Origin of the sequence: Cupriavidus oxalaticus (assembly GCF_038900635.1) — a bacterium.
In the GTDB taxonomy this organism is placed as follows: domain Bacteria; phylum Pseudomonadota; class Gammaproteobacteria; order Burkholderiales; family Burkholderiaceae; genus Cupriavidus; species Cupriavidus oxalaticus_B.
In genome coordinates, this window is the sequence record NZ_JAYMRX010000013.1 from 1 (window position 1) to 19,802 (window position 19,802).

The 19,802-nt window shown below is 69.9% G+C and carries 21 protein-coding genes; 11 read left to right on the forward strand and 10 right to left on the reverse strand.

Annotated elements, in window-relative coordinates; genetic code table 11:
* The coding region (locus tag VSR71_RS20080; RefSeq protein ID WP_342915760.1) for a transposase at positions 1–124 on the forward strand (124 nt) is incomplete at its 5' end.
* A 186-nt stretch (positions 125–310) separates the two neighbouring features.
* Here VSR71_RS20080 and VSR71_RS20085 read toward each other — a convergent pair.
* Together VSR71_RS20085 and VSR71_RS20090 are read right to left on the reverse strand one after the other, a co-directional pair.
* Entirely contained in the window at positions 311–940 is a 630-nt protein-coding gene (locus VSR71_RS20085) for a ParB-like protein (protein WP_342915605.1), read from the reverse strand.
* A 57-nt stretch (positions 941–997) separates the two neighbouring features.
* Positions 998–2,131: a BON domain-containing protein gene (locus VSR71_RS20090; RefSeq protein ID WP_342915606.1), complete on the reverse strand. Its 1,134-nt coding sequence runs from the start codon at positions 2,129–2,131 to the stop codon at positions 998–1,000.
* Between the two features lie 333 nt (positions 2,132–2,464).
* Here VSR71_RS20090 and VSR71_RS20095 point away from each other — a divergent pair, with 333 nt between their 5' ends.
* From VSR71_RS20095 to VSR71_RS20105, 3 genes are all read left to right on the forward strand, one after another.
* The gene (locus tag VSR71_RS20095; RefSeq protein ID WP_342915607.1) at positions 2,465–3,322 is read left to right on the forward strand and encodes an SDR family oxidoreductase; all 858 of its coding nucleotides are present in this window, start codon (positions 2,465–2,467) and stop codon (positions 3,320–3,322) included.
* 198 nt (positions 3,323–3,520) lie between these two features.
* Positions 3,521–3,982, forward strand: coding sequence for a hypothetical protein (locus VSR71_RS20100; protein ID WP_342915608.1), 462 nt, complete (start codon positions 3,521–3,523; stop codon positions 3,980–3,982).
* Entirely contained in the window at positions 3,975–4,643 is a 669-nt protein-coding gene (locus VSR71_RS20105) for a ParB/Srx family N-terminal domain-containing protein (protein ID WP_342915609.1), read from the forward strand. Before VSR71_RS20100 ends, VSR71_RS20105 begins: the two co-directional genes overlap by 8 nt.
* A 75-nt stretch (positions 4,644–4,718) precedes the next feature.
* Here VSR71_RS20105 and VSR71_RS20110 read toward each other — a convergent pair whose 3' ends face one another.
* From VSR71_RS20110 to VSR71_RS20125, 4 genes are all read right to left on the reverse strand, one after another.
* Positions 4,719–4,907 (reverse strand): DUF3008 family protein, encoded by a 189-nt coding sequence (locus VSR71_RS20110; protein WP_342915761.1) that lies wholly within the window; start codon positions 4,905–4,907, stop codon positions 4,719–4,721.
* A gap of 134 nt (positions 4,908–5,041) precedes the next feature.
* Positions 5,042–5,200 (reverse strand): DUF3309 family protein, encoded by a 159-nt coding sequence (locus VSR71_RS20115; protein ID WP_084254457.1) that lies wholly within the window; start codon positions 5,198–5,200, stop codon positions 5,042–5,044.
* 229 nt (positions 5,201–5,429) lie between these two features.
* Positions 5,430–6,086 (reverse strand): response regulator, encoded by a 657-nt coding sequence (locus VSR71_RS20120; protein ID WP_063237447.1) that lies wholly within the window; start codon positions 6,084–6,086, stop codon positions 5,430–5,432.
* Positions 6,083–8,074, reverse strand: coding sequence for a type IV pili methyl-accepting chemotaxis transducer N-terminal domain-containing protein (locus tag VSR71_RS20125; RefSeq protein WP_342915610.1), 1,992 nt, complete (start codon positions 8,072–8,074; stop codon positions 6,083–6,085). Before VSR71_RS20125 ends, VSR71_RS20120 begins: the two co-directional genes overlap by 4 nt.
* A 334-nt stretch (positions 8,075–8,408) precedes the next feature.
* Here VSR71_RS20125 and VSR71_RS20130 point away from each other — a divergent pair, with 334 nt between their 5' ends.
* From VSR71_RS20130 to VSR71_RS20140, 3 genes are read left to right on the forward strand one after another with little or no spacing between them, the layout of a single operon-like run.
* Complete coding sequence (locus VSR71_RS20130) at positions 8,409–8,834, forward strand: hemerythrin domain-containing protein (protein ID WP_342915611.1); 426 nt, start codon at positions 8,409–8,411, stop codon at positions 8,832–8,834.
* Positions 8,835–8,858: 24 nt separating this feature from the next.
* Positions 8,859–10,202 (forward strand): hypothetical protein, encoded by a 1,344-nt coding sequence (locus VSR71_RS20135; RefSeq protein ID WP_342915612.1) that lies wholly within the window; start codon positions 8,859–8,861, stop codon positions 10,200–10,202.
* Complete coding sequence (locus tag VSR71_RS20140; RefSeq protein ID WP_342915613.1) at positions 10,174–10,887, forward strand: Crp/Fnr family transcriptional regulator; 714 nt, start codon at positions 10,174–10,176, stop codon at positions 10,885–10,887. The genes VSR71_RS20135 and VSR71_RS20140 overlap by 29 nt, the downstream gene beginning before the upstream one ends.
* Positions 10,888–10,974: 87 nt before the next feature.
* On the opposite strand, the gene VSR71_RS20145 is transcribed toward VSR71_RS20140, so the two are convergent.
* Positions 10,975–12,150 (reverse strand): nitronate monooxygenase family protein, encoded by a 1,176-nt coding sequence (locus tag VSR71_RS20145; RefSeq protein ID WP_342915614.1) that lies wholly within the window; start codon positions 12,148–12,150, stop codon positions 10,975–10,977.
* Between the two features lie 271 nt (positions 12,151–12,421).
* On the opposite strand from VSR71_RS20145, the gene ubiU reads away from it, so the two are divergent.
* From ubiU to ubiT, 3 genes are all read left to right on the forward strand, one after another.
* On the forward strand, positions 12,422–13,480 hold the full coding sequence (ubiU, locus tag VSR71_RS20150) for a ubiquinone anaerobic biosynthesis protein UbiU (RefSeq protein ID WP_428979440.1): 1,059 nt from the start codon (positions 12,422–12,424) through the stop codon (positions 13,478–13,480).
* Positions 13,481–13,542: 62 nt separating this feature from the next.
* Positions 13,543–14,484: a U32 family peptidase gene (locus VSR71_RS20155; protein WP_342915615.1), complete on the forward strand. Its 942-nt coding sequence runs from the start codon at positions 13,543–13,545 to the stop codon at positions 14,482–14,484.
* 8 nt (positions 14,485–14,492) lie between these two features.
* A complete protein-coding gene (ubiT, locus tag VSR71_RS20160; RefSeq protein ID WP_342915763.1) occupies positions 14,493–14,951 on the forward strand; it encodes a ubiquinone anaerobic biosynthesis accessory factor UbiT in 459 nt (152 codons plus the stop codon).
* Positions 14,952–14,986: 35 nt separating this feature from the next.
* Here ubiT and VSR71_RS20165 read toward each other — a convergent pair whose 3' ends face one another.
* From VSR71_RS20165 to norR, 3 genes are all read right to left on the reverse strand, one after another.
* A complete protein-coding gene (locus VSR71_RS20165) occupies positions 14,987–16,564 on the reverse strand; it encodes a histidine kinase N-terminal 7TM domain-containing protein (RefSeq protein WP_342915616.1) in 1,578 nt (525 codons plus the stop codon).
* A gap of 178 nt (positions 16,565–16,742) precedes the next feature.
* Positions 16,743–17,177, reverse strand: coding sequence for a polyhydroxyalkanoate granule-associated phasin (locus tag VSR71_RS20170; protein ID WP_342915617.1), 435 nt, complete (start codon positions 17,175–17,177; stop codon positions 16,743–16,745).
* Between the two features lie 159 nt (positions 17,178–17,336).
* A complete protein-coding gene (norR, locus tag VSR71_RS20175; protein ID WP_342915618.1) occupies positions 17,337–18,896 on the reverse strand; it encodes a nitric oxide reductase transcriptional regulator NorR in 1,560 nt (519 codons plus the stop codon).
* 153 nt (positions 18,897–19,049) lie between these two features.
* Here norR and ytfE point away from each other — a divergent pair, with 153 nt between their 5' ends.
* The gene (gene ytfE, locus VSR71_RS20180; RefSeq protein ID WP_342915619.1) at positions 19,050–19,766 is read left to right on the forward strand and encodes an iron-sulfur cluster repair protein YtfE; all 717 of its coding nucleotides are present in this window, start codon (positions 19,050–19,052) and stop codon (positions 19,764–19,766) included.
* Positions 19,767–19,802 lie beyond the last annotated feature (36 nt).

Below are 19,802 nucleotides of genomic sequence, written 5' to 3' on the forward strand. Positions count from 1 at the left end.
CACGAATCTGGTCGAAGGCATCAACAATCGGATCAAGGTGATCAAGCGCATGGCCTATGGCTTCCGCGATGACCACTACTTCTTCCTCAAGATCCGTGCGGCTTTCCCCGGAATTCGGCGATGAACCTTATTTTTGCGGCGTGCTCGAAACCGGCGGAAAGGCGCCATCGGTGGCGCGGCTGCGCGCTGACGAAGCGCGCTTGCTGCGCCTGCTGGACGCGGTGCAGCGCGGAGGCTGAAAGGGCATTCGGCTGAATGGGCATGCGCGAGCGGCCATCCGGCGCCCGGGCTTCAGTACTACAGCGCAGTACTACAGCGGACCGAGATAACCGGGCAACTCGCGCGCGCCTGCGGCATGCGCCAGCCGGAACGCGCGCGCCAGCGCGGCGGCGAAATGATGCGCCGTGTCGAACGGACCCGGCACGGTGCGGCGGAAATAGTCGGCCCAGCGGAAATCCAGGTAAGCGGTCTTGACCTTGCGATAGCCGCCGGCGAGCTGCACGAACGCCTCCAGGCTGCGGTAGGGATCATCGCGCATGTCGTGGATGGCCTCGGGCAGCTCCGTCAGCGGCCGGCGGCGGCCGTTCTCGTCAAACGGGTGCACCAGATGGTTGGCGACCATGTAGCGCCAGAATGCCGGCACGTCGAAATCGCTGACATCGGCGCGGACGATGGCGGGCACATGGGTCAGGCCGAGGTCGTGCCAGGCGCGGACCCAGTGGTGGTGGTCGACCACGTAGAGCGCCTGCTCCGGCCCGACCACCAGGTGGACGCGGTGCCGGTCGAGGAACGCAGCGCGGGCCTCGGGCGGCACGCGGCGCGTCACGTGGACCTTCTGCGCGACGTGGTAGCCGCCGACGGTGATCTGGGTCGGGTGCAGCGTGTCCAGAGGCACCATCAGCTTGCTGTCGGGACGAAATTTGCGGGGATGGCGCGGCATGTCGGCGCGGCGCGGGCTGGCGCTTGCACGCGCCGCGCCGCGCCGGATGTCTGACGCTCAGCTCTTGTTCAGCGTGCGCTCCGGCGACGTGCCGGTGCCGCCCGCGGTGCTGCCTGCATCTTCGCCGCCCACCTCGGAGCCCGTGGCCCAGGCCGAGCCCCGGCCGGCCTGGGCACCTTGCCCGCGTTCCACGCGCAGCCGGTTGTCGACCTCGGTCACGCCGAACACCGCGTCGGCGATTTCCTCGATGACATACTTCTCGCGGCGCTCGCGCACGGTGCCGTCCAGCGTGACCACGCCGTTGGCGACTTCAACGCTGACTTCGCCGACATCGATGTACGGATTCATGGCGAGGCGCTCGCACACGTCCTCGCGCACGCGCTCGTCCGAGCGGCGGTAGCCCTTGGGTCCGGTCATGCGCCTGCCCGCGTGCTGGCTGCGCTGGCTCCATCCCTGCGCGGCCGCCTGCTCGCCGAAGGCCCGGCTGCGGCGATAGCCATGATCGTCCGGATAGACCCGCTGCCCGCCGCTGAACGACTGGCCGCCGCTGGCGGAATCGCCATAGTAGCCGCTGCCATAGCTCGGCTCGCCGCCGCGCTGGCTGCGGTCGCGCTCCATGCCTTCGCGCCAGTGCATGGCGCGGCCGCCACGCTCGCCACGCTCGCCACGCTCGTCCCGGTCATCGCGCTCGCCGCCTCGGCCGCGCGGCCCGAAGCGGTCTTCGTCGCGGTAACCATAGCCCGATTCGCGCTCCTGGCTGCGATAGCCGCTGTCTTGCGCCGACGGACGGTAGCCGCCGTAGGCACTGCTGTAAGGATGGCCGGTGCCGCCGGCATCCGAAGCGCCATAGCCTGGCTGGCCCCAGCTGCCGCGGCCCTGGCCGGCGGGCGTGTCCTGCTGGTACCACGGACCGCCGTGGCGCGCGGATTCGCTGCCGCGGCGTTCGTCGCCACGTTCATTGCCATAAGCTTCATTGCCATAAGCTCGGGCTCCGGAGCGGCCGCGGCCCTCGCCACGCCACTCGCCGCGGCCCTCGCGCTCCTCGGCGCGCTCGTCACCGCGCCAGTCTTCGCCCCATTCCTGGCCCCAGTCTTCCGAGCCTCTGCCCCGGCTCTCGTCGCGCCGGCCCGCTTGCTGGCGCTGGCCCTGATTTCCGCCGCGGCTGCCGCGGTCGTTGCGGAAGTTGAACATTGCTTGCCTCCTGGCTGAATGGTCCGGCTTTGCCGATGCCTGCGCAAAGGCTGGCTGCGGCGCCGGGCCGTTGAAGTGCGGTGATTTCCGCAGGGAAATGCAGCACAGCAAAGCCGCAAAATCCGTGCCCCTTCGCCACCGTGCCCGCACACCGCCACGCGCGCTGCGGCGCTGTAAGGATTGCCGGGCGATGTAAGGGTTACGGGCGGCTGCCACGTCACCGCAGTTGGCGCGGCGCGCCGCCGAGGCAGCATTCCGAATGCGTTCCAGCGGCATGGAACTTGCGCGGCACGCCACATGGGCCAGCGCGCCCTCCACCGACAGGAGTCAGCCATGTCCACACCGAAGAGCGTCCCACCCCAGCACCAGGATCGCCAACCCGGGCTGGAAGCACCCATGCGGCCGCAGCCGGACAGCGGCGCGGACGACTACGTCGGCAGCGGCCGGCTGCAAGGGCGCGTGGCGCTGATCACCGGTGGCGACAGCGGCATCGGCCGCGCCATCGCGGTGGCCTTCGCGCGCGAAGGCGCCGACGTTGCCATCTCCTATCTCGACGAGCATGCCGACGCGCGCGAAACCGTCGAGCTGGTCGAAGCCTCCGGCCGCAAGTGCCTCGCCATCGCTGGAGACCTTGCCGACTGCAGCCATGCCGAAGGGGTCGCCCGCCAGACGCTGCAGCAATATGGCAAGCTCGATATCCTGGTCAACAATGCCGCCGAACAGCATCCAGAGAAGTCCCTGGAAGACGTCGACGAAAGCCAGGTCGAGGCCACCTTCCGCACCAATGTCTTTGCCATTTTCCACCTGACGCGCGCGTTGCTGCCGCACATGAAGGCGGGCGCGTCGATCCTGAACACCACGTCGGTCACGGCGTATCGCGGCAGCAAGCACCTGCTCGACTACTCGGCGACCAAGGGCGCGATCGTGTCATTCACGCGTTCGCTCGCGCTGCAGGTGGTCGAACGCGGTATCCGCGTCAATGGCGTTGCGCCGGGTCCAATCTGGACCCCGCTGATCCCGTCCACCTTTACCGCGGAGGAAGTCGCCGAGTTCGGCAAGAAGACGCCAATGGGCCGGCCGGGGCAGCCGTTCGAAGTGGCGGCGGGCTTCGTGTTCCTGGCCTCGGACGCCGCCAGCTATATCACGGGGCAGATCCTGCACATCAACGGCGGCGAGGTCGTCAATGGCTGAGTCGCTGCTCTGGTCCGCGCACGCCGCCGAGTTTGTGCCCCGCGCGCATGCCGCGCATGTAGTTCGGGTGCGGCGCTTGCAAAAATTGCACGTGCCGCGCGCCGTCGGGGCCACTCCCCGGCAGAATCCGCGCGGGCGTGGCTTTTGCGAGTTGCGTGGGGAAGTACCACATCCATTCTTCGATACCAGGGAGCCGCCATGTCACCGATCGTAGCGGGTCGCTTTGACTCCATCGCCAGCGCCGAAGAGGCGGCGCGAATCTTGTTCTCGCGGGGTTTTTCGGTCTGGGACGTTTCCATCATGTCGATACGGCCGCAAGACGAGACGCACGCCGGGGCGGAAGCCGAGACACACGCCGACAAGAGTACCGGCAACGTGATGCTGGCCGCTTGCGTAGGCAACGGCCTGTCGTCGATCGTGGTAGATGTGCTGCGTGAAGCAGGCGCGAGCCACCTTGAGCGCGCGCAGGGCTGCTGGGAATGCGGGCAGTGGACCGACTTTGACCCGAACGTGCATGGCGAGCCGGTGCAGGACTTCGAGGGCGAATACTGGCCGCGGCCGCTGGCACGCGAATCGGTGGCCGAGCAGTCCACAGGCAACGAGGATCCCGGCAGCGAGCTGGAGCACTTCGTCAATCAGAAGCGTGCCGAGCATGATTGAACGGGGCGACCGCGGCGGCCCCAGGAAAGGCAATGCCATTGCCGAACTCGCCCGGCTGCGTCCAACGCAACTGACGCTGGGCTATATCCACGTCAATCACAAGAAAGAAGTCACGCAGTGCCACGCGGACTCGGACGACCTCGCGGCGCTGCGGCGCTTCATGCGCAGGCATCGCATCGAGACCATTGCGGGCCCCGGCGGCAGCCTCTATATCGTCGATCATCATCACTGGGCGCGCGCCTGGATGGAGCTGGGATACCAGTGGGGGCCGGTGCGCATCCTGCGCGACCTGAGCGCGTTGAGTCCGTCCGCGTTCTGGGAGCGCATGCGCCAGCTCAACCACGTCCACCCGTACGATGAGCACGGCGAGCTCCATGGTCCAAAGGCGCTGCCGCCCACGGTGATGGGGATGCGCGACGATCCGTACCGCAGCCTGGCGGCATTTACGCGCATGGCGGGCGCCTACCGCAAGCCGGGCAATGCCTACGGGGATTTCCGCTGGGCCGGCTTCCTGCGCGAGCGCGTGGTGCAGGATCTCCACAGCATCGCCGGCTTCGGGCTGGCGCTGTCCGAATCGATCAAGCTGGCGCGCAGCAGCGAGGCCAGGCGGCTGCCCGGATTTTGCGGCGGGCCTGCAAACAGCGGAGAAGGGAAAACCTGAAACGGCGCGGCGAGATCCGCGCCGCTGGCCGCGTCGTCCCCGCGGCAGCGGGAACGGCGGGTTGCGGGAAACGCGTCAGCGCTCCGATTTGTGCTTTGGCAGTTTCCTGGTCTTGGTCGATGCCATCTTGTCGAGTTCTTTTTCGCTCATCGACTCGTACATCGAGCGCGAAGCGCCCTTCAGCGATCCGGCCTTCGTATCCCCGCGCTTGGCGGAGAGCGCCGCTCCAGCAGCCTGCTGTTGCGCCTTCGATTTGGCTGGCATGTCAGTCTCCTTGGGACAGGGTGGCAGAAAAGCCGGGCGATGCGGCAGCGGCCCCGGCATGGGTGCCAACGCCGCAGCGATGCCGCCCATGCCGGGGCCTGCCAGCCGCTGTCGCCCGCTGGACAGCCGGAACGCTATATCCGGCCGAGAACCACGAGCAGCAGCACGATCAGGACGATCAGGCCCAGGCCGCCGCTTGGCCAGTAGCCCCACCCGGAACTGTACGGCCAGGCCGGCAGGGCACCTAGTAGCAGCAGGACAAGAATGATCAGAAGGATAGTGCCGATTCCCATGGCTTGCTCCTTGTTCGTGGATCGGGGAAGCCGGGGGCTTCCGTACCGAAGCGGCCCGCGCATCCGAAAGGCCACTGCTCAAGGTTCAGCCTAGGTCAAGGCCCGGCCGCGTCCCTCCGGGCAGGGACTGATATCGGTGTAGGAATCGGACGACGCCGTGCGCCGCGAGCGGCTTTGACGCGCTGCACCACGGCTCGCGCAGCACATTGGCGCAGTTGTGCCTGCGCCCTCAGCCCGCCTCGGTCAGGCCGTGCTCGACCGCGTAGACCGCCACCTGCACGCGGCTGGCGAGGTTGAGCTTCTTCAGGATGTTCTGCACGTGGATCTTCACCGTGCTTTCGGCCACGCCGAGATCGCGCGCGATTTCCTTGTTGCTTTCGCCGCGCGCCAGCCCCTGCACGATTTCGCGCTCGCGCGCAGTCAGGCGCGGCGCGTCGTCGTGGCGCGGCGCGGCGGCGGGCGCCGGTGTGCGGAACTGCGCCACCAGCTTGGCCGTCATGCTGTCGGAGATCACCGGCTCGCCCGCGGCGGCGCGGCGGATGCCGGCGATCAGCGCCTCGGTCTCGATGTTCTTGATCAGGTAGCCGCGCGCACCGCTGCGCAGCGCGGCGGCCAGTTCCTCGGCCTCCTCGGACACCGTCAGCACGATCACCGCGGTCTGCGGCAGGTCTTCCACCAGCAGCTGCAGCGCCTCCAGCCCCGACAGGCCGGGCATGTTGAGGTCCAGCAGGATCACGTCGGGGCGATGCTGCTTGGCGCGCTTGATGCCCTCCACGCCATCGGCGGCTTCGTCGACGATCTCGAAGTCGGTCTGGCGCTGCAGCAGCGCGCGGATGCCGGAGCGGAACAGGGTATGGTCGTCGATCAGCAGGATGCGGATGGTCATGGCTGGGTCTCGGTGGTCTGTGGGGCGCGGCGCGGCAGCACCAGTTCGATGCGCACGCCGCGGCCGGGGGCTGCCTGCACGTGCAGCTGCGCGCCCAGGCGCGCGGCGCGCTCGCGCATGATGTTCAGGCCGATATGCGCGTCGGCGCGCGTGGCGAGCTCGGCGGGATCGAAGCCTTCGCCGTCGTCTTCCACCGCCAGGCGGAAGTCGCGGCCGTGGCTGAGCGCCACCGTCACGTGCGCGGCCAGCGCATGCTTGCGCACGTTGGAGAGCGCTTCCTGCAGGATGAAGAGGACCTGCAGCTGTTGCTCCGGCGCCAGCGGCCGGCCGCCGGCGCCGTTGCCGTCGGCATGCTCGTCGATGGTGAGCGTGGCTTCGGTGCGGCACTGGCGGCGGAAGCGCGCCACGGTGTCTTCCACTGCCGGGCGCAGCTCGCCGCTGCCCAGGCGCGAGCGGAAGTTGTTGAGCAGCTCGCGCACGTCCTGGTAGCTCTCTTCCACGCCGTGGCGCAGCATCGGCACGATCTCGCGGGTTTCGGCGAGGTCGTCGCGCGCGACCGCGTCGTCGAGCAGCTGCACCTGCAGGTTCAGGTAGTTCAGGCCCTGCGCGATGCTGTCGTGCAGGCCCTGCGCCACCAGGTTGCGTTCTTCCACTACCGCAAGCTGGCGCGCCGTCGCCGACAGGCGCAAGTGTTCCAGCGCCGTGCCGAGATGCTGGCCCAGCGTTTCGAGCAGCTGCCGGTCGGAGGCGGGCAGCGCGCGCGGGGCACGGAAATGCAGCGCGAACACGCCGGTGGCGCCGCGCTGGCTTTCGATGCGGAAAGCCGCCAGCGCCCGGAAACCGTTGCGCGCGCACGGCGTGTCGTCCTGCATGGCTGCGGCGCCTTGCCCGCCGCGCAGGTCGGTGATGGTAATCACGGACTCGCGCGTCGCGTCGCCGCAGTGGCAGGCATCGGCGGCGGCACACGACGCGGCCTCGGCCAGCGCCGCGGGCAGGCCCGCGCTGGCCAGCAGGTGCATGCGGCCGTGGCGCGGGTCGAGCACGCGCACGCTGCCGCCCTCGGCATCGAACTGCCGCATCACTCGCGCCAGGAAGCCGCGCGCCATGGTGTCGGCGTCGCGGGCCTGGTTCAGGAACGCCGCCATGTCGTACAGCTCCTCCAGGTCGCGGTTCTGGCGCTCCAGCTCGGCGGTCTTCTGCGCCACGCGTGCTTCCAGGTCGTGATACAGGCTCTGCAACTCGCCGGCCATGCGGTTGAAGCCTTCGCTGAGGGTGCCGAACTCGTCGCGGGTCTCCACCGGCAGACGCAGCGAGAACTCGCGCGCGGCCATGCGCAGCAGGCCGTCCTGCAGCCGCAGCACCGGCAGGATGATCCACAGGTAGAGCAGGTAGATCACGGCCACGGTGCCCACGCAGGCCATCAGTGCCAGCGCCGTCTGCGACAGGCGCAGCAGGTCGGTCTTGCGCGCACTGTCGTGCTCGATCATGCCGACCAGCGTGTCGGCCTGCGCCACGAAGCCCGGCAGCGCGGCGATATAGCGCGCCGGCGCGGTGCTGTCGGCGCCGGCGGCCATGGCGATCGGGCGCAGCTGGGTGTGCCAGTCCCTTGTCACGCGCGCGAGCTGGGCGTGGATGGCGGGTTCGTCGGGCAGGAACAGCGGGCGCGACGGGTTGCCGCGGCGCAGCTGCGCCAGCGTGCCGTCCAGCGCCTGCACCTGCATTGGCAGCGCGTTGCCGCGCTGCGCGTGCGCCAGCGCAAGCTCGATCGCGACCCGGTTGGCGCGCATGCGCAGGCTGCCGGCGTCATTGATGGCGGCGCCGGCGCCTTCGAGCTTCCACGACAGCCACAGGGTGCCGGAAATCATGCCGAGCACCACCAGCAGTACGGCCAGCGACAGCGAGATGATGCGCGTGGAAAGGCGATGGCGCAGCGGGGTGGCGGCCTGCGCTTCGGCCGGGGGATCGGCCGGTGGATCGGTGTAAGGCATGGTTCGGTATCGGGGGCTACCTGTCAGGAAAACGCCGGGGTGTTGGTCACGCGCGCGTCTGGAAGGCAATTCTCCGCGGGACAGGTGCCGCACTACCTGCGCCAGATCAATAAAACGCGAGGTCGGCGGTTCGCATATGCGCGAGGGACCTCATTGCCCGGCCCGCGTCAAGCGTGATGGTGATGAATGCGACGCTCCTGACATGTCACGTTGTGATATATCGACACACCGATCTCCTTACACCGGCTATTGGCGCCCGACTTATTCCCGATCAAATCCCCACGCCGGGCAGCGCCCTAGCATCCGGTCAATACCGGTCCGGAGAATCCACACCATGTCCGATGTCATCGACACCCTGGTGCAGCAGCACCGCAGTTGCGACGCCGCGCTGGCACGCCTGGAAGGCGCGCTGCGCGAAGCCGACTGGACACAGGCTGCCGCGGCGTTCGCCGAGCTGGAGGCGGCGCTTGACGGCAACTTCGGCGCGGAAGAGGCGCGGCTGTTCCCCGCCTTCGAGCAGGCCACCGGCATGGCCGGCGGACCGACCGCCGTGATGCGCCATGAACACGATGAAGTGCGCGCGCTGATGGACAACGTGCGCGAGTGGCTGTCGCTGCGCGACGCCAATGCGCTCGCGGCCGAGACCGACACGCTGGTAGTGCTGTTGCAACAGCACAACCTCAAGGAAGAGAACGTGCTGTTCCCGATGTGCCGCGCGCATGTGCCGGGTCTCGATGCCGTGCTCGACGGCATTGCATAGCGCTGGCGAGGCAGGGCAACCGGAATGAAGGCCGCCAACCTCGACTACGAGCGCGCACCGCGTCCCGCGGTGGTGTTCGGCTGCCTGGTACCGGCGCCATGGCTGGGCGCAGCGGCAGGACTGCTGCTCGCGGCGGGGCCCGCCGACGGCTTGCCGGACCGCTTTGCGCCACTGGCGCTGGTGGCGGTCCATGTGCTGGCGCTGGGCATGCTGATGCCGGTGATGGTGGGCGCGTTGTTCCAGATGATGCCGGTGGTGGCGGGCGTGGCCGTGCCAGGTGCCGGTGTGCTGGCACCGTTTATTGCCGTTGCTGGTGCCGGCGTGGCCGCCGGACTGGGCTTCGGGTTGCTCGGCGGCATGCCGGAAGGGATGCAGGCCGCCGCCGCGGCCGGCGTGCTGTTGTTGCTTGCCGGCGCCTTGCTGCTCACCGCCGGACGGCGCGTCGTCGCGGTCGATGCCACCACGCGCACGCTGGCCGGCATCGGCGCGCCGCTGCTGGCCGCGGTGCTGTGTGGCATCGCGCTGGCCGGCACCTTCGGCGGCTGGTGGCAGGTGCCGGTGGCGCCGGTACTCGGCATGCATGTGGCCTGGGCGCTCGGCGGCTGGCTGGCGGCATTGGTGTCCGGCGTGGCCACCACCGTGTTGCCAATGTTCTGGCAGACGCGCCGCCTGCCCGCGGCACTGGCGCGGGGCCTGCCGATGGCGCATTGGGTGCCGCTGGCGCTGTTCAGCGGCGCAACCCTGCTGTGGCCCGCGCAGCCTGCCATGGGCCAGGCGGTGCTGCTGGCGTGGCTGGCGTTCGTCGCCGTGGTGGCTGCCTTCGGGCTGGCCGGCACGCTGCGCGCGCGGCGCCGCCAGGATCCGCTGTGGCTGCTGTGGCCGGTGGCCTGCGCCAGCATGCTGGGTGCCGCCGTGCTGGGCGCGGCGGCGATCGTGTGGCCCGCATCGGATGCACCGCTGGCGTGGTGGGCCGGCACCATGGCGCTCGTCGGCACCGGGGTGATGCCGGTCACCGCGATGCTCGGCAAGATCGTGCCGTTCCTGGTCTGGCTGCATCTGCGCCGGCTGCTGCCGCCGCGCGCGCGGGCGCCTGCCATGCAGGTAATCATCGCGCCCGCCCGGCAGCGCCGCCAGGCGTGGCTGCTGCTGGCGGCCTACCTGCTGCTGCTGGCGCTGCCGCTGGCACCCGCGCCGATGGCGCGCGCTGCCGGCCTGCTGCTTGCCGCGGCCAACGGCTGGCTGGGCTGGCAATTGTTGTCCGCGTTGCGCTGCATGCGGCAGATGCGCCGCAGCGGCGGCCTGCCGCCGCGCCATGCGGCCTGGAATGCTGAACGCAGTCATGCCGAAGGAGGTCATCACCATGGGTGAAGCCATCAACCTGGAAGCGCTGCCGTTGTTCCGCGGCGTCGATGCGGCCGTGGTGGCGCAACTGCGCGCCGCGGCAACGCTGCGCTACCTGCGCAAGGGCGAATACCTGTTCCGCGGCGGCGAGCCGTGCGCCGGCCTCTATATTGTGGCGGAGGGCCTGCTCAAGCTGGCGCTGCAGCCACCCGCCGGCGACGAAGCCACGGGCGAGCGCGCCATCGAAGTCTTCGGCCCGGGCGCGGCCTTCGGCGAAGACCTGCTCTGCCTGGATGTGCCGGGACGCATGGCCTGCCAGGCGCAGACGCGCACGCTGGTGCTGCAGATCGCCAAGGCGGCGCTGTGGCAGGCTGTACTGCAGGAGCCGCTGCTGGCCGCGCAGCTGTTGCGCAACCTGTCGGGCCGGTTGCACGGCCTGATGCGCGATATCGAGGCGATCAGCCTGCAGACAGCGCTGCAGCGCGTGGCGGGCTTCCTGCGCGAGCAGGCGTTTGCCACGCGGCGCACCTGGCTGGCCTGCACGCAGCGCGTGATTGCATCAAAGCTGGGGATTACGCCCGAGACCCTGTCGCGTGTGATGCACAGGTTCTGCGCCGAGCGGCTGGTCCGGATCGAGCGCGGCAAGATCTACCTGATCGATTCGGATGGCCTGGCGCGCCAGGCCGGCGTGGGGGAACTGGCGGTGGCGTGATTGCCGGGCCGCAGGCTTTACAGGCTCTGCAGGCTCTGCAGGCGCGTCAGGCACCGCGTGCCGGCGAACCGGACGCGGCAGGCAGGCTCATGCCGTAGCGGCCACCCTGGCGGAGGCCAGCGCCTCTGGCTTTTCCCCTGTCATCAGGTAGTGGATCAGCTCGGCCACCGGGCGGATCGCCTCGCCGAACGGCAGCGCGCCCTTGCCGCGGAAGAACAGCCCGCGTTCCACGTCGCCACGCACCGCCTGCGCCAGCTTGAGGTCGATGCAGAACTGGCCGATGCGCGCAATGCCGTCGCGCAGGCCGCACGATTGCAGGCAGTCGAAGCCTTCCAGGCAATCGCGCACCTTGGCGCGGCGCTGCAGCCTGGCCTCGCTCGAAAGGTAGCGCGACAGCCACGGCGTCAGCACCGCGCGCGCCGGCAGGCCGGCCACGCTGGTGAACTCGCGCAGCGTCTCGGGCCGCGCCGTTGCCAGCACCTGCTTGAAGGCGGGGTGCGCATCGCATTCCTCGGTGACGGCAAAGGCCGTGCCGAGCTGCACCGCGGCGGCACCCTCGTTGAGCCAGTGGCGCACCTTGGCATGGCTGTCGATGCCGCCGGCGAGAATCAGCGGGATGCTGTCCCAGGCGATGCCCAGCGACTGGAACAGTTCGCGGCATTCGGCGAGCACGCGCGAGAACGAGAAGCGCGGCTCGGACAGGTCCTGGATCGTCGCGGCGCCAAGATGGCCGCCGGCATGGGCCGGGTGCTCGACCACGATGGCATCGGGCAGCCGGCCTTTCTTCATCCAGCGGCGCAGCACCAGGCCGATGCCGCGCGACTCGGACAGGATCGGGATCAGCGCCACTTTGGGATGGCCGGCGGCCAGCTCGGGCAGGTCCAGCGGGAGGCCGGCGCCCATCACGATGGCATCGGCGCCGCTTTCGCACGCCTGGCGCACCAGCGAGGCGTGCGAGCCCACCGCCTTCATCACGTTGACCGCGATCATCCCGCGGCCTTCCGACAGCGTGCGCGCGGCGCGGATCTCGCGGTCGAGCGCCTCGAGGTTGGCGGCTTCTATGCCCGCCTTGTCGCGCACGCCGCGGGTGCGCGCCATCAGGTCGGGATGGTGGTGGCGCAGGTCGATGCTGGCGATGGTGCCCACGCCGTTCTCGCGTGCCACGGCACCGGCAAGCCGGTGCGCCGAGATGCCGATGCCCATGCCGCCCTGCACGATGGGCAACAGGCGGCGGCCGGCCAGCTTCAGCCAGTGTTCGTTCATAAAGGAATCTCCGGAAGGTGAATCGCGTGTGGCCGGCAGCCGGCCTGGCGCGGGGGGTGACTGGCGAAGCGTGGCACAGCGGAAAGCCCCGGCGTTTGCCGCAGGTCAAGCCCGCGGGCGCTGCCTGCCATCGGCCTACGCCGACTGGCATACGCCGGCGCCGCTCATGCGCCGTTGGTATGCGTTTGCGCTCGATCAAGCCCCTTCGGCCAGCGCGTGGCTAGCATCTGCCGCTGTTCTTGTCCTGTCCCCTTGTCTTGCTTCCCACACCATGACAACTGCCTGTACTGGCCCGGATGCGGCCACCGTCGCGCCCGCCTGCGCGCCACGCCGGCCCCAGCTGGTCGCGCCCGCCGGCTCGCTGGCGGCGCTGCGCATGGCGCTGCAGCACGGCGCCGACGCGGTTTACCTGGGCCTGCGCGACGCCACCAATGCGCGCAACTTCGGCGGCCTGAACTTCACCGAGGCCGACATCCGCACCGGCGTCGCGGAAGCCCACGCCCGCGGCGCCGAAGTGCTGTTCGCGATCAACACCTTCGCGCAGATGGGCGCGGTGGCGCAGTGGCACCGCGCCGTCGACGCCGCGGCGGAACTGGGTGCCGACGCGGTCATCATGGCCGACGCCGGGCTGATGGCCTACGCCTGCGAACGCCATCCCGGGCTGCGCCTGCACCTGTCGGTGCAGGGCTCGGCCACCCATGCCGACGCCATCGAGCTGATGCGCGAGCGCTTCAATATCCGCCGCGTGGTACTGCCGCGCGTGCTGTCGCTGGCGCAGATCGGCAAGCTGGCGCGGCAGACCAGCGTCGAGCTGGAAGTGTTCGGCTTCGGCAGCCTGTGCGTGATGGCGGAAGGGCGCTGCCTGCTGTCGTCGTACGCGACCGGCGACTCGCCCAACAACAAAGGGGTCTGCTCGCCCGCGCATGCGGTGCGCTGGACCGAGCAGGACGGCACCATGCAGGCGCGCCTGTCGGGCATCCTGATCGACAGCTACGCGCCGGGCGAGCCCGCCGGCTATCCGACGCTGTGCAAGGGCCGCTTCGAGGTGGAAGGCGAACGCGGCTACGTGCTGGAAGAACCCACCAGCCTCAACGCGCTGTCGCTGCTGCCCGCGCTGGTCGGCATGGGCATCGCCGCGATCAAGATCGAAGGCCGGCAGCGCAGCCCGCGCTATGTCGCCGATGTGGTCGGTGTGCTGCGCGCCGCCATCGACGACGCGTGCGGCGATCCCGCCCGTTTCGCGCCGCGCCAGGAGTGGCAGGCCACGCTGGGCCGCCATGCCGAGGGCGACCAGGTGACCCAGGGCGCCTACGACCGGCCATGGCGGTGATGCGGATGGACGCCACCTTCCTCGATCTTCCCGCCCCGACTCTTGCCACGATGGAGCCTGCCATGCCCGACACCGCCGCGGCGAGCGCGCCGCAACCAGCTTCACGACGCGCCGCAGCGCAGTTCGGCATCGCCCTCGGCCCGCTGCTGTACTACTGGCCGCGCGAGCGCGTGCTGCAGTTCTACGCCGCCGTCGCCGATGCCCCGGTGGACCGCGTCTACCTCGGCGAGACCGTCTGCACGCGGCGCCACGAACTGCGCCGCGCGCAATGGCTGGAGATCGCCCAGATGCTGCGCGATGCCGGCAAGCAGGTGGTGCTGTCCACCCCGGTGCTGGTGGAGTCCGATACCGACATCGCCTGGATGCGCCGCGCCTGCGAGCAGCACGGTTACCTGGTCGAGGCCAATGACCTTGGCGCGGTGCGCTGCATGGGCGGACGGCCTTTCATCGCCGGCCCGCACCTGAACGTCTACCACGCCGACACGCTGGCCTGGCTGTCCGGACTGGGCGCGGCCGGCTGCGTCGTGCCGGTGGAAATGGACGGCCGCACGCTGGCCGCGCTGGCCGCGTCGCGGCCGGGCGGCGTTGGCGTGGAAGCCTTTGTCTGGGGCCGCATGCCGCTGGCGTTCTCGGCGCGCTGCTTCACCGCGCGCCACCATCGGCTGCGCAAGGACAGCTGCGAATTCCGCTGCATGGACTATCCCGACGGCCTGGTTGCCGCCACCGGCGAAGGCCAGGCATTCTTCACGCTCAACGGCGTGCAGACCCAGAGCGCGACCTGCCTGGACCTGTGCGGCGAGGCGCTCGCCATGGCCGAGATGGGCGTGGACATGCTGCGCGTCAGCCCGCACTCGACCGGCACGCTGGAGGTGGTGCAACAACTGGCGGCGATCCGGGCGGGAGAGCGCGCGCCGGCGCCCAGCGGTATCGCCCCGGCGGGGGCGCAGCCCTGCAACGGCTACTGGCACGGCGGCGCGGGCATCGCGTGGGAGGCACGGGCATGAATGCGAACCTGAGCCCATTGCACAAGCTGATGAGCGGCGTGCACCGGCGCATGCCGGCGCGGGCGCGCGCGCTGCCGCTGGTGGCGGCGTTGGAGTTGGCGCGCCGCGCCGGCTGGCTCGAGCCGCCGGCCGCGCTGGAAGGCCATGTGTTCCTGCTGACGGTGCAGGACCTGGGGCTGGAAGTGCCGTTCCGCTGCGAAGGCGGGCGCTTCCGCACCGCCGCTGCCGGCAGCGCCGAACCGGCGCTGACGCTGCGCGCCGCCGCGGTGGACTACCTGCGGCTGCTCGGCGGCGAGGCCGATACCGACACGCTGTTCTTCCAGCGCAAGCTGGTGATCAGCGGCGACACCGCGCTCGGGCTCGAGGTCAAGTACTGGCTCGATGCGGCGCCGCGGCCGGCGTGGGTCAGCCAGGCGGCGGCGCGGCTGGTGGCGTTGCAGGGCGCGCTGACGGTACGCGCGGGCTAGCGGGCTAGCGGGCGCAATGGCCAGGCCACGGCCGGTCAGGCCGTTTCGCCATCCAGCATGTAGCGGTTGCGGCCCGCGCGCTTGGCGCGGTACATCGCGCTGTCGGCGCGGTGCAGCAGCGGCTCCAGCCGTGGCGACTCGGGCACGGCGCAGACCGCGCCCACGCTGATCGTCACCACGGGCTGCACCGGGGTGCCGCGGTGCGCGATGCCGAGCTCGCGCACCGCCGCGACCATGCGGCGCGCCACGTCGCGAGTCTCTTCGCGCGATGCGCCGGGCAGCACCGCCGCGAATTCCTCGCCGCCCAGCCGCGCACAGAACTGCTCGCCCGCTACCGTGCCGGCCAGCGCGCAGGCGATCTGGCGCAGGCAGTCGTCGCCCGCCAGGTGGCCGTGCAGGTCGTTGTACTGCTTGAACAGGTCGACATCCAGGATCAGCAGTCCAAGCGCCTGGCCGCGCTCATGCGCGCGGGTCACGGCGGCGAGCGACTCGCGCTGGAAGTAGCGCCGGTTGTGGATGCCGGTGAGCGCGTCGACGTCGAGGTCGGCCTGCACCTGCCACAGCTGCTCCTCGGTCTGGCCAAGGCGCGCGGTCAGCGCCAGCTCGCGCGACTGGAAGCGGCTGATATCGCGCATGAACACCAGGCTGCCGATCTGCCTGCCGTCCAGGCGCGCGACGCTTTCGACAGCCAGCTCGAACGGGGCGCCCGGCGGCACGAACGGCGTGGCGGGTGCGAGGCCGGGCGCGGCCTGCGCCGGTTCCAGCGCCGTCTCCCAGCCCGCCGGCACCTGGCTGCCGCGATGCAGCTGCGGCCACAACTGGGCCGCGGCGGGGTTGAATTCCACGACCGCGCCCTTGGCGTCGACGATGACGCAGCCCTCGCGCAGCGCGTCGAACACGCGCAGCCGGGCGTAGTGGCCGATATCGTCGAGGTGCGTGCGCAGCGCGCAAAACCACACCAGTACCGCCATCAGCGAAAACGTGGCCGGGGTCAGGTCGCCGCCCAGCGGGCCGGTCCAGCGGTTCAGGTAAGCGACATGGGCAATCAGCGGCAGGGCCAGGCCGCCGGCGAGGATGACGCGGCCGCGGCGCGACAGGGCGTCGTTGGGCACTTCGGCCGTCATCAGGAAATACCAGCTCAGCGCCAGCAGCGAGTAAGACCAGAAGGCCGCCACGGCGTAGCCCGCGCCATGCTCGAACACCGCGCCGGGCGCGACCCCGGGCGGCATCAGCGTAATGCGTGTCCAGACTAGGTGGTGCCGCTCGTTGGTGAAGACCAGCACCACCGTCACCACCGCCGCGAGCACCGGCAGCCACAGCCGCGACCATGGCACCACATAGCGGGGGCGGCTCAGGTGCACCATCGCCACCAGCCAGCCGATCGGCACCGCGACGATGCCGATGTACTGGATCTTGGCCCACAGGATGCGCCCGGGCAGGTCGGTCGAACTGATCTCAAGCAGGCGTCCGCCGCTCCAGACCACCGCGCCGAAGGCCAGCACCAGGAACGCCTGGACGGTGGGGTCGTCGCGCCGGGGCCAGGTGGCAATGGCCATGCCGATGCAGCAGACGACGGCGACGGTGAGCAGCAGGACCAGTGGATATGAGGGCATGAACCGGGGCGCGTCCTGAACCAGTCCTGTGTGGAGATCCGCCAGCCGGGACGGCAGGGGTGGCGGATCGGGGTGTCATGATTTGCATGATACCGGCGCGCGCGCGTTGCCATGGCAAGGATCGCAGGAAAAATTGGCCGCGGCGTGCCGGCATGCAACGCCAGCCGCTCGTGCCGGCTCAGTTCGCGGGCGGACGCGGTGTCTCGCGGATCAGCCAGCCAGGAATGTCGGTGACGGCCTTCGCGCCCGCAGTCCAGTCGGTCAGCGGGCCCTGCATAAACAGGTGGCCCCAGCCGTCGATCCATTTCTGCTGGGCGCGCGCCAGCAGTTCCAGCATGGCCGAGGCATAGTGCAGCGGCCCGCCCAGCAGCGGCATCTCGCTGGCGATCTCGCGCGCATACAGGGTCTCGGGATCCTGTTCCACCAGCAGGCCCACCGCGTCGAAGCGCAGTTCCTCGGCCATGCTGCGGGCAAATTCCAGGTTCAGCTCGGCCATGCGGCGCCAGTTCTCGGCCAGGTCTGCCTGCATGGACTGCAGCTGTTGCAGGCTGCCAAAGCCTGCCGTGAAGACGGCGGGGAATGGCCAGAAGGCTTGGGTTGCGGTCATCATCATGGGCATCTCCGGTACGAGTCGGTGCGGGGGTCACGGTGAGGTCAGGGCGCGCCGGACGCAAGGTGGTGATGGCACCACATGCATGTTGCACTGCAAACGACGCCTGACTAGCTTAGGCACACCAGGCGGCCTTTGCCATCGCCGATGCCGCCCATGCCCTCACTTGCAGCCCAGGCGCCTGGCCAGCTTGTGCAGGTTGCTGGCATCGACGCCGAGCTGCCGCGCCGCCTGCGCCCAGTTGCCGCCGTGGGCCTGCAGGGCCTGCTCGATGCAGGCGCGCTGGGTCTGGTCGACGGCCTCGCGCAGGCTGGCGCCGGGGGCGATCGCGGGCAGCGAGGCGCGGGCGGCTTCCGCCAGCGCCGGCGGTGCTGCCGCGTCGAGCCCGTCCAGGTCGAGCAATTCCGTCTCCAGCGTGACGATGTCATTGCGGCCGGCGCCCCGGCTGACCGCACGCAGCGCGGCGCGGCTGAGCACGTGCTCGAGCTCGCGCACGTTGCCGGGCCAGCGATAGCGCCGCAGCGCATCCTGTGCCGCCGGTGACAGGCGCAGGCTGCGCAGGCCCAGGCGGGCGCGGTTCAGTTCCAGGAAGCGCCCGGCCAGCAGCAGCACATCGTTGCCGCGCTCGCGCAGCGGCGGGATCGGGATCGGATAGACCGACAGGCGGTGGTACAGGTCGGCGCGGAACGAGCCGTCGCGCACATGTTCGCGCAGGTTACGGTTGGTGGCCGCGATCACGCGCACGTTGACGCGGCGCGGCCGGTCGGAGCCCAGCCGCTGGATCTCGCCGTTCTGCAGCGTGCGCAGCAGCTTGGCCTGGATCGACAGCGGCAGCTCGCCCACTTCATCGAGAAACAGCGTGCCGCCGTCGGCGGCCTCGAAGCGGCCCGGGCGTTCACCGGTGGCGCCGGAGAAGGCCCCGCGGGCGTGGCCGAACAGCTCGCTCTCGGCCAGGGACTCCGGCAGCGCCGCGCAGTTGACGTGCACCAGCGGCTGCGCGCGCCGGCGCGACTGGCGGTGCAGCCGGTGCGCGAACAGCTCCTTGCCGACCCCGGTCTCGCCCAGCAGCAGCACCGGCAGCTCGGTATCGGCAACTACCTCCAGCTCGTGCAGCAGGTTGGCGATGGCCTCGCTCTGGCCGACGATTTCGCCGGTGATATCGCCGTTGCCGACGGTGCCTTCGTCGGCAACGGGTTTGCCCCGTGCCACCTGCAGCGCCAGGATCTCGGCCTCGAGCCGGGTGGTGCGGATCGCCGCCTCGACCACCACGGTGAGCCGCTGCAGCTCGGCCTGCGCGGCGACATCGAAGGTGCCAACGGCAAGGGCATCGAGCGTGAGCACGCCCCATGGCTGCCCTTCGACCTCCAGGCGGGTGCCCATGCAGTCGTGCACCGGCAGCGGCTCGCCCACGCGCTCGTCGATCAGGCCGTCGTACGGGTCGGGCAGCACGCTGTCGTGATGGAAGCAGGTCACGCCGCGCCGCGCCAGGATCGCCGCCAGTCGCGGATGCAGGCCGACTGCAAAGCGCCGCCCCAGCGCGTCGCCGACCAGGCCGTCCACTGCCAGGGGCCGCAGGTGGTCTTCTTCCAGCCGCAGCAGCGCCACGGCGCCGCAGCGGAAATGCGCCCGCAGGCCGCTGACCAGGCGCTGCAGGCGCACGGCGTGGGGCAGGTCGGCCACCAGGTCGGCCAGCAACTCGTGAACGATCGCGGAAGTTGTCATGGTGAAAAACACCAGTCAGGGTTATTAGTACCACGAACAGTCTAGGGTATTTAGAACCATCTGTGTAGCAACCTATTGATCCTGAATGGTTTTTTTCAGGCACGCTCCTCGCGTCATGTCATGCGGACGCAACTTCCCACACAGGAGCACCTCATGACCTTCCAGGACCAATCTCTGGGCCAGCTGGCCCGCCGCATTCCCGGCGCTACACGCATCTTCCATGACTACGCGCTCGACTTCTGCTGCGGAGGCAAGCAGACCCTGCGCGATGCCGCGCTCGAAATGGGCCTCGATGCCGCCGCCATCGACAGCATCGAAGCCCGGCTGCGTGCCCTGCACGACGATGCCGCACCCGCGGGACAGGACTGGAACACCGCGACGCCGGCCGCGCTGATCGACCATATCCTGACGCGCTTCCACGCCCGCCACCGCGAGCAGTTGCCGGAACTGATCCGGCTCGCAAGCCGGGTCGAACAGGTCCACGGCGACCGGCCCGATTGCCCGGTCGGCCTGGCCGACCACCTGACCGGCATGCTCGGCGAGCTGGAAACCCATATGCAGAAGGAAGAGCAGGTGCTGTTCCCGATGCTGACCCGCGGCATGCAGGCCGCCGCCGGCCGCCCGATCGCGGTGATGCGCATGGAGCATGACGACCATGGCGTCGCGCTGCAGCGGCTCGCCGCGCTGACCAACGACATCACGCTGCCGCGCGCCGCCTGCAATACCTGGCGCGCGCTCTACCTGGGCCTGCGCGCATTGCGCGAAGACCTGATGGAACACATCCACCTGGAAAACAACGTGCTGTTCGAGAACGCGACCGTGGCCGCCACCGTGCCCGCCACCGGTTGCGGCTGCGCGGGCCACGCCTGAGCCGCGCACCAGCCATCACAACCAACGACTTCGCAT

Bases quoted from the DNA above. Each gene is read 5' to 3' on its own strand.
- VSR71_RS20085 (WP_342915605.1), bottom strand. From the start codon at position 940: ATGCCGCGCCATCCCCGCAAATTTCGTCCCGACAGCAAGCTGATGGTG.
- VSR71_RS20090 (WP_342915606.1), bottom strand. From the start codon at position 2,131: ATGTTCAACTTCCGCAACGACCGCGGCAGCCGCGGCGGAAATCAGGGC.
- VSR71_RS20095 (WP_342915607.1), top strand. From the start codon at position 2,465: ATGTCCACACCGAAGAGCGTCCCACCCCAGCACCAGGATCGCCAACCC.
- VSR71_RS20100 (WP_342915608.1), top strand. From the start codon at position 3,521: ATGTCACCGATCGTAGCGGGTCGCTTTGACTCCATCGCCAGCGCCGAA.
- VSR71_RS20105 (WP_342915609.1), top strand. From the start codon at position 3,975: ATGATTGAACGGGGCGACCGCGGCGGCCCCAGGAAAGGCAATGCCATT.
- VSR71_RS20110 (WP_342915761.1), bottom strand. From the start codon at position 4,907: ATGCCAGCCAAATCGAAGGCGCAACAGCAGGCTGCTGGAGCGGCGCTC.
- VSR71_RS20115 (WP_084254457.1), bottom strand. From the start codon at position 5,200: ATGGGAATCGGCACTATCCTTCTGATCATTCTTGTCCTGCTGCTACTA.
- VSR71_RS20120 (WP_063237447.1), bottom strand. From the start codon at position 6,086: ATGACCATCCGCATCCTGCTGATCGACGACCATACCCTGTTCCGCTCC.
- VSR71_RS20125 (WP_342915610.1), bottom strand. From the start codon at position 8,074: ATGCCTTACACCGATCCACCGGCCGATCCCCCGGCCGAAGCGCAGGCC.
- VSR71_RS20130 (WP_342915611.1), top strand. From the start codon at position 8,409: ATGTCCGATGTCATCGACACCCTGGTGCAGCAGCACCGCAGTTGCGAC.
- VSR71_RS20135 (WP_342915612.1), top strand. From the start codon at position 8,859: ATGAAGGCCGCCAACCTCGACTACGAGCGCGCACCGCGTCCCGCGGTG.
- VSR71_RS20140 (WP_342915613.1), top strand. From the start codon at position 10,174: ATGCCGAAGGAGGTCATCACCATGGGTGAAGCCATCAACCTGGAAGCG.
- VSR71_RS20145 (WP_342915614.1), bottom strand. From the start codon at position 12,150: ATGAACGAACACTGGCTGAAGCTGGCCGGCCGCCGCCTGTTGCCCATC.
- ubiU (WP_428979440.1), top strand. From the start codon at position 12,422: ATGACAACTGCCTGTACTGGCCCGGATGCGGCCACCGTCGCGCCCGCC.
- VSR71_RS20155 (WP_342915615.1), top strand. From the start codon at position 13,543: ATGCCCGACACCGCCGCGGCGAGCGCGCCGCAACCAGCTTCACGACGC.
- VSR71_RS20165 (WP_342915616.1), bottom strand. From the start codon at position 16,564: ATGCCCTCATATCCACTGGTCCTGCTGCTCACCGTCGCCGTCGTCTGC.
- VSR71_RS20170 (WP_342915617.1), bottom strand. From the start codon at position 17,177: ATGATGATGACCGCAACCCAAGCCTTCTGGCCATTCCCCGCCGTCTTC.
- norR (WP_342915618.1), bottom strand. From the start codon at position 18,896: ATGACAACTTCCGCGATCGTTCACGAGTTGCTGGCCGACCTGGTGGCC.
- ytfE (WP_342915619.1), top strand. From the start codon at position 19,050: ATGACCTTCCAGGACCAATCTCTGGGCCAGCTGGCCCGCCGCATTCCC.